Source organism: Citrobacter sp. NCU1, from assembly GCF_010231475.1.
In the GTDB taxonomy this organism is placed as follows: domain Bacteria; phylum Pseudomonadota; class Gammaproteobacteria; order Enterobacterales; family Enterobacteriaceae; genus Citrobacter_D.
This window is the reverse complement of record NZ_NRDO01000055.1, coordinates 1-7,047: the sequence shown is the minus strand read 5'-3', so window position 1 is coordinate 7,047 and position 7,047 is coordinate 1. Positions and strand designations below refer to the sequence as shown.

The 7,047-nt window shown below is 52.1% G+C and carries 11 protein-coding genes and 1 pseudogene; 2 read left to right on the top strand and 10 right to left on the bottom strand.

Annotation, left to right across the window (positions count from 1 at the left end):
• From CJP72_RS17805 to CJP72_RS17760, 10 genes and pseudogenes are all read right to left on the bottom strand, one after another.
• Nucleotides 1–154 (bottom strand): annotated as a pseudogene (locus tag CJP72_RS17805) (DNA adenine methylase); the annotation flags it as partial.
• A 199-nt stretch (nucleotides 155–353) separates the two neighbouring features.
• Nucleotides 354–2,741 (bottom strand): replication endonuclease, encoded by a 2,388-nt coding sequence (locus CJP72_RS17800; protein ID WP_162382676.1) that lies wholly within the window; start codon nucleotides 2,739–2,741, stop codon nucleotides 354–356.
• Nucleotides 2,741–2,962 (bottom strand): hypothetical protein, encoded by a 222-nt coding sequence (locus tag CJP72_RS17795; protein ID WP_162382675.1) that lies wholly within the window; start codon nucleotides 2,960–2,962, stop codon nucleotides 2,741–2,743. The genes CJP72_RS17800 and CJP72_RS17795 overlap by 1 nt, the downstream gene beginning before the upstream one ends.
• The gene (locus CJP72_RS17790; protein WP_193568774.1) at nucleotides 2,946–3,227 is read right to left on the bottom strand and encodes a DUF3850 domain-containing protein; all 282 of its coding nucleotides are present in this window, start codon (nucleotides 3,225–3,227) and stop codon (nucleotides 2,946–2,948) included. The genes CJP72_RS17795 and CJP72_RS17790 overlap by 17 nt, the downstream gene beginning before the upstream one ends.
• Entirely contained in the window at nucleotides 3,227–4,108 is an 882-nt protein-coding gene (locus tag CJP72_RS17785; protein ID WP_162382673.1) for a DNA adenine methylase, read from the bottom strand. The genes CJP72_RS17790 and CJP72_RS17785 overlap by 1 nt, the downstream gene beginning before the upstream one ends.
• Nucleotide 4,109: 1 nt before the next feature.
• Entirely contained in the window at nucleotides 4,110–4,331 is a 222-nt protein-coding gene (locus CJP72_RS17780) for a hypothetical protein (protein ID WP_238340102.1), read from the bottom strand.
• An 84-nt stretch (nucleotides 4,332–4,415) separates the two neighbouring features.
• Nucleotides 4,416–4,646 (bottom strand): phage filamentation protein Fil family protein, encoded by a 231-nt coding sequence (locus tag CJP72_RS17775; RefSeq protein WP_162382672.1) that lies wholly within the window; start codon nucleotides 4,644–4,646, stop codon nucleotides 4,416–4,418.
• Nucleotides 4,636–4,842, bottom strand: a complete 207-nt coding sequence (locus CJP72_RS17770; RefSeq protein ID WP_162382671.1) for a DUF4761 family protein — start codon at nucleotides 4,840–4,842, stop codon at nucleotides 4,636–4,638. The genes CJP72_RS17775 and CJP72_RS17770 overlap by 11 nt, the downstream gene beginning before the upstream one ends.
• 9 nt (nucleotides 4,843–4,851) lie before the next feature.
• Nucleotides 4,852–5,055 carry a hypothetical protein gene (locus CJP72_RS17765; protein WP_162382670.1) on the bottom strand — a complete coding sequence of 68 codons (204 nt, stop codon included), beginning with the start codon at nucleotides 5,053–5,055 and terminating at the stop codon, nucleotides 4,852–4,854.
• A 10-nt stretch (nucleotides 5,056–5,065) separates the two neighbouring features.
• Nucleotides 5,066–5,347 carry a Cox family DNA-binding protein gene (locus CJP72_RS17760; RefSeq protein ID WP_162382669.1) on the bottom strand — a complete coding sequence of 94 codons (282 nt, stop codon included), beginning with the start codon at nucleotides 5,345–5,347 and terminating at the stop codon, nucleotides 5,066–5,068.
• A gap of 108 nt (nucleotides 5,348–5,455) precedes the next feature.
• Here CJP72_RS17760 and CJP72_RS17755 point away from each other — a divergent pair, with 108 nt between their 5' ends.
• Both CJP72_RS17755 and CJP72_RS17750 read left to right on the top strand, forming a co-directional pair.
• Nucleotides 5,456–5,761: a helix-turn-helix domain-containing protein gene (locus CJP72_RS17755; protein WP_162382668.1), complete on the top strand. Its 306-nt coding sequence runs from the start codon at nucleotides 5,456–5,458 to the stop codon at nucleotides 5,759–5,761.
• Nucleotides 5,762–5,830: 69 nt separating this feature from the next.
• Nucleotides 5,831–6,811: a phage integrase gene (locus CJP72_RS17750; RefSeq protein WP_162382667.1), complete on the top strand. Its 981-nt coding sequence runs from the start codon at nucleotides 5,831–5,833 to the stop codon at nucleotides 6,809–6,811.
• Nucleotides 6,812–7,047: the final 236 nt, after the last annotated feature.

The following is a 7,047-nucleotide window of genomic DNA, read 5'->3' as shown; positions in this document are numbered from 1 at the left end:
CAATATCAATCCCAATATTGTGCATAGCTGGCGGCTTACGCAGCATCACCGCCCCGCCCCCGAGATGGGTTTCAATGTAGGTATCATGCGGGGGCATTTCAGCAATAATCTTCTGATAAACCCCACTCGCCGCTTTGCTTCCCAGATAGCTCATTCTCTTACGTCCTCAGCTGGCACCGTCATTTTTAACCACCTGCAGCACTGTTAAAAATGACGGTTCTCGATGTATGGCCAACACTGCCAGAAATGGCGGTATTTGCCGGAATACGGTACCGCACCGTCAAAGCTGACCGTTCCGGCCATGGCGATAATTCGGTACCACACTGTCAAAGCCGACCATGCCGATCGGCGCCCTACTTCCGCCCCGTAAACGCTGCCTTCATTCTGTTCACGAGGTCGCTTGTTTTCTGCTTCGCCGCCATCACCTGCGACGGCAGCTTATCCAGCCCGGACGCGGCGCGGTTGCGCGATACCAACCGCCCGTCCTGCACAGTCATAATGAGATCACCGCACGCCACTGACGCACCGGCCATAATCGATCTGACCATTCCGGCGCTGGCATCAACCCCACGCAACGCCAGCAGTTCACTGATCTGCTGCTCTTTGACGGATAGCCCGGCCCCCTCTTCCCGTTCCGGTGGCCGCTTTTTACGCTTACTCCGCACATCGTCACTAAGCCGCTGCGCCAGTTCCCTCTTTTCCTGCCGGGAAAGCGCATCAAAATTCACCGTCACGCCCTCAGCTGGCACAGTCATTTCCGACTGTCCTGCAGCTTCGCTGGCGGCATGTTCAACACCGTCAGCACCTGCCGCGGGATCCCGCGTACAGTTATTGACAGAACTCCGAGGGGCGGCGCTGCCGCCTGAAAAACCAACGTCAACGGCCACACCGTCAGCGCTCTGGCGCTTCGGCACGATTTTGTATTGAGTGGTGCGGGTGAAGATCAAAGAGTCGTTGCCCGTGATCGGGCAATAGATGCCGGTAATTCGCTGGACGTCATCGCCGTATGCGTTGCCGTTTTCGGTGGTTTCATAATTCAGACGGATCCGCAGCTTGTCGCGCTCAACCAGCGGGCCACCCTGGGCTAATACGTAGTTATCCCATTCACCACCGTTCGCGGCTTGCCGGGCTGGTTCAAGCTCTGGATGCAAAACCAGTTCGCGATCGCCCAGGCGGCGAAGTTCGCGATATACCGTGACCGGCGCACCACCTATCTGCTGAAACTGGCGAATAGACCAGCGCGACGCCCACGCGCTAACGCGAAGAGACATTTCTTTCAGGTCTTCCCCGGTTTCGTCGTCCTTCTCACCATCCAGCGCGAAGCCGTCGATATTCTTTGAAATGTATTTAGCTATGTAGCCGGTTGCACTACCGTGGGCCTCGTCGATCGGTACGACCTGAAAGCGGTTTTCCTGCGCTCCCGGTTCGTGGCCGTCTTCTTTCAGGGCATGCTTACGGAAGATTTCGCGCGCCTGCTCGACGTGCTCAGGACGCATAAAAAGCAGCAAATGCCAGTGTGGCGTTGCATCGTGATGCGGTTCGACCACGCGAAAACCAAAGACACGGATCCCTTTCCGCTTCCATGCCGCGCGGGTTCGCGCCCAGACCTTGCAAAGATAATGCTGCGTTTCGCGTGGTGAAGCGCCAGCGTATTTGTTATTGCGGCGCCCATTGTGCTGCATGGCGTGATAGCGGGAAGGCGCTGTCAGCGTGTAGAAATCACCGGCCAGAGATTCCAGCTTCGCCAGCTCTTCAAAGCCTCGCATTCTGGTCATGAGTTCGCGGCGACGGTTGGCCGGGTTGGCAACACTACCGGCAACTTTATCGATCAAAGAAATACGCTCGCCCGTGTCCTGGTCTTCCAGTTCCATAGCCTTAAGGTATTCACGGTTCGCCTTTTTCTGGGCCAGCCATTCCGTAAGACACGGGGCGCTACTGTAGGGGGAGGATTTTTTCTGGACGTATCCAGATGCGATCATCAAATGTTCACGCCAGCGGGCATGAATACGGCGCAGGCGGTTTAACCACCACTGCGGTGACTCAAGACGAAGAACCGCGCGTAAGGCGTCCTCCGCTTCTAACTCTTCGTCACAATACGCTTTCCAGCCAGGGATCTGCGTTTTCAGATGTACCGCCAACGACGCAATACGCCCATAACCGGAAAGCGCGGCGAACTCTGGATCGCCGGTACGTGCCAACTGGTGATCGGACTCGCGTATAAACTCGCTGGTAAAGATATCGGCAAGCGTATAAGCCAGTCTTTTTAACTCTTTTTTCCCTGCCCACAGCATACGGAAAAGCTGCTCGCGGATTGGCAGCAGCACGCCAGGCATCACGCCATCAGGCTGGTAAGCGCTGTTTACGTTATCAATGCGCGTTAATACGTGCCGCTCAAACGTATTGATCAGCCAGTGATCTGCCGCTTTGTGGTCTTTCGCGTCCAGCGCATCCAGCTTCGTGGCGAAGTGGCGGCGAACGTACTGCGGGAGAGAAGCCAGACGGCGGCGCAGCAGCTTACTGCGTTCCGGCTTTTCGTCTTCCGTTACCAGTTCGCTAAACGCAATATGCTTCCGTGTGCCGTCTGGTAACAGATAATCGAAGCCATCCAGCCCCGGCGCTACATCAACGCCGATCGGCTGGTATGGTTTATTCCTGCCATACGAATAAGGGGTAGCATCATCAGGGCTACCCGGATACGGTGGCGGTGGAGAAGGGGCGCGACGGCCACGGGCTTCACTCATTACCGGTTATCTTCTTTCCGGTAAAAACCAAGCCGGTTTAATGCCGCCTCAAGATCATAATCAATCGCGGTTTTATCCACCTCCCCCAGCAGGAGGACGACAAATTTTTTACCTTTGCTTGGCTTAAACCCAGCCGAAAAGCATTGTTTGCCATCCTCCGAATAAACAACCTTCGTAAAAGAGGACGCAAAAGAGGCGTCACCATCATGAAGCGAAATCATGATCGCCCTCCTTACAACCAGTCTCTTTGAATAAGTCCAGGCTCAACATCACATAGCCCGGCGCCCATTCAGTCAGGTCAGTAACATGCGAGATACACGCTTCCAGCCTCTTGAAAGTTGGCTTTTCATCCGCGCCGATTTCCCACAGGCAAATAAGATCGCCAACCTGATAATTTCTATCGTTGCGCCTGAACTCCGCTTTTTTCCGGCCAATCTTCACCGCGTGGAAAAATTCAGAACGGATCTTTAATTGGTGAGTTTCCATCACTCTGCCCCTTTGCGGTTGCGAGATACGCGGAGAACGCCGATCACTTCTTTGGCCTTCTGCCGGTTGTCTTTGTCAGTGCTGACGGAACGTTGCACGGTGATTTCGTGCAGCTTGAAGGGTTGGTAAATCTCGCGGGTGGCTTCGGTGTCGCTGTTGGAAATAACGACTTTCGCGCCATGCTTGCGGTTAACTTCCAGCAGTGCCTGGACTAACTGGCGGTGGTTATCTTCTAAAAATGACTCACCGTAATATTGGGTAAAATCTGCCGTCTTACTCGTTGGCAGGTACGGCGGATCGCAGTAAACGACAACATCGCCGCCAGTGACGACCTGTAGGGAACGCTGGAACGGCGCACAAAGAAATATCGCTTTTGTGTCGTTAGCTTTTTCAGCAAACAGACGGATTTCATTTTCAGGAAAGAAGACGCTTTTATATTTGCCAAACGGCACGTTAAAGCCGGTCTTACGGCTGTAGCGGCACAGGCCGTTATAGCCGTGACGATTCAGATAGAGGAATTGTGCAGCACGCATGATGCACGCCATTTCGGCACCGTAGCGCAACCCGCCACTTTTCACCGTGCCATGCTGCTTATTGAATGCGGCGCGGACTTCGTTGTAACCCTGCGGGCTGTTCTTGCTGTTGAACAGTTCGCGGGCCGCGTCGATCACCAAATCCGGGTAGCGGGTAACTTCCCGATACAGGTTAATAAGATCCGGGTTGATATCGGCCAGCACATAGCGGCGGTAATCAGTGGCGAGAAATACAGCTGCACCGCCTACGAATGGCTCGATCAGGCAATCGCCTTTAGGCAGGTGCGGCAGCAGGTCAGGAAGGACACGGGTTTTACCCCCTGCCCATTTGATGAACGGGCGGATCATTTTATAAAACTCCGTAAGGGGAAGAAGGCACAATCGGGCGCTGCAAGGCAGTGGTAAGGCGCTGGCGCATATCACTGATAAATTCGGATACGGACGGATCGGTAGATAAAAGGGTTAATTCGCCAGCGGTGCGGGTTTTGATTGTTAACCCCTCTTCCTGAATAGCTGGCAAAAGTACATGAAGAATAAAATTGTACTGGTCACGCTTGGACATGGCGGACATAGCCTTACCCTCATTAAAGATGAGTTGAACCGCCGCCACTTAATTAAAGGGCGGAGAAAACAGAATTGATTTTTTAAAACCGAATTACTTAATTAGCTTTTTAAATAATTCAGTCAGTGTAAGCAGGAAGCCTTTATTAATTCTTTGGGTATAGACAAATGGTTTATTTTTACCCTTAATAAATTGAACCTTCGCCGGTTCGGGCTTAAAAAATCTCCCGTCAGGTGTTTCTAACCAGCCGTTTTGATTTTTGAAGTGTGTAACCTGACATCCGTGCTTAAGCAGGCTTGCCAGTGATGGGCCTTCATCGTGCATTGCTGCCTCCTTGTTTATACATCCCGTCAACTGTCTGCATAGCTTCCGCTAAAGCAAAGTCACGTCCGTAATATTCACCATTACTAGAAATTCTATAGGAGTGTTTCAGCGTAAAAGGATTACGCGGGCATTTCTGAATAGTGAAGCCACGATATAAATATGAGTGACGGCTTAACTGTATTAATTGCACAGCCACAAAAGCCCCTCACATTCCTAATTTAAGTAATTCACCATCAACATGGTGGGCCACGTCTTTGGTTATTTTCTTAATCAGCTTTTTATCCCTGATCATGAACTCGCCGCAATTGGTGCGAATCATGAAGCCCGATTGCATGGCATTTAAATGGGTGTCCAGAATGTCATTGCATTCACACACCTGGCTTTCGTGGTTGGCTGTTTTCTTGCTCATTGCAATAACCTCAAAGACCGATCCACAGCAGCCAGGCATCACGCTGCTCTTTTGGGCGGTTGAAAAATGCGTCACGCATGGCGCGGTTAAATTCTGGGATGTAGATCCAGTTTTCAGAGCGACCATTCAGGGCTTCCGGGTTCTTCATCGGAACCACTGGCAACTTACCGTCGCGCACCATATCGCCTACTGCGCTGGGTGATTTACCGATCATTTCGGCAAATTTCGGGGTTGGCACCGCGTCCACAGGGTGGCGCAATTCGATGTAGCCCTCTGGGTATTTGTCTTTCATGTGTAATAATCCCCTTTGATGTTTGGCCGCTTATAGCTGGCTGTAGCCGCTTCAGGCGGTCGCTAAAGTTAGACACATATGACCAACTAACGAGGATATTAGACAGATATGGCTAACCCGTCAAGCTTAGGCGAAAAGATCCGCCTAATCAGAGAAGCCGAGGGAATAACACGGGCACAACTGGCTGAAATGCTTGATGTTCCTTATGGAACCCTCAACAACTACGAAATGAAAGGCATCCAAATGACTGAAAAGTTTATGGTTAATTTCACGAACCACCCCAGATTTGAGAAATACGCGCTATGGCTAATGACGGACAAAACCGCACCTTCTGCGGGGCAGGTGTCCCCGGCTCTCTCCCCTGATGGGCAAGGCAGAACAACATTGCGCCAATCAAGGCCGAAGGCTGGTTAAAAATCTGGTTTTTCTTTGCGTTAGAACAATCGGCGCAAAACGACAATCGCACTACTGGAGGGCTTCGCTATGGCGATTAAGAAGCTCGAAGGTGGTCAATACGAAGTAGACGTTTACCCGCGCGGGCGTAATGGAAAACGCATCCGCAGGCGGTTCGATAAGAAACAAGAAGCCGTACTTTTTGAGCGTTATGTACTGGTCAACGCCGACAAAAAAGAATGGCTGGGCGCGAGCGTAGACCGCCGCACCTTAAGTGAGTTGTTAGATACCTGGTGGTTGCTGTACGGCCAGACGCAGGAAAACGGTGAGATAGAAAAGCGGCATCTGAATAAGACGATCAGGGCGCTGGGGGATCCGGCTGTTAATCGGTTGAGCAAACGCACGATTGCGCAGCACCGCAGCCAGCGGCTTGAGGATGGAATAAGCGCAGCCACGATCAACCGCGACATTTACCGGTTTTCCGGCATGTTCAGCACGCTGATCAAAATGGAAGAGTTCAGTAAGGAAAACCCCTGCAAGGGGCTGGAACCACTGAAAGAAACTCCGCCAGCCATGACCTATCTGACCAAAACAGAGATCGGCAGGTTGCTGGAAGCGTTAACCGGCGACGATCGGCGCGTAGCACTGTTGTGCCTCAGTACCGGCGCACGATGGGGCGAAGGCAGCACGCTGCGAGGCGAGCAGGTAAATCACGGGCGCGTGACGTTCCTTAAGACCAAAAACGGGAAAAAGCGAACGGTTCCGATATCGGAAGACCTGGAGGGAGAGATCAAGACCAGCGACACGGGGCCGCTGTTCAAAGTGGATTATGAAAACTTCTGCGAACGACTCAGAAAGGTAAAGCCCGATCTGCCACGTGGTCAGGCCACGCATGTGCTTCGGCACACGTTCGCAAGCTGGTTCATGATGAACGGAGGGAACATTATTGCGTTACAGCAAATTCTGGGGCACGCCAGCATACAGCAGACGATGGTTTATGCTCACCTTGCCCCTGACTATCTGAAGCACGCAGTAACGTTAAACCCGTTGGGCGGAGGGCTGGCGATTTGACTACACGTTGTCTACACCCATAAACACTATAACCCGTTGTAGCCGCTTCTGGCGGTTACACGGTAGCTTGATTTAAAAGGGATTTTTTCTAAGTACCTGATAAAAAAAACCCCCTCATCATGAGGGGGAAGACAGGGATGGTGAAGAAATCCAACCAGCAACACAATGGAATAAAAGGATTTATTCTAAACTTCGTCTACATTTTGACTACACTTCGACAAAAAACCAGCCAGGCG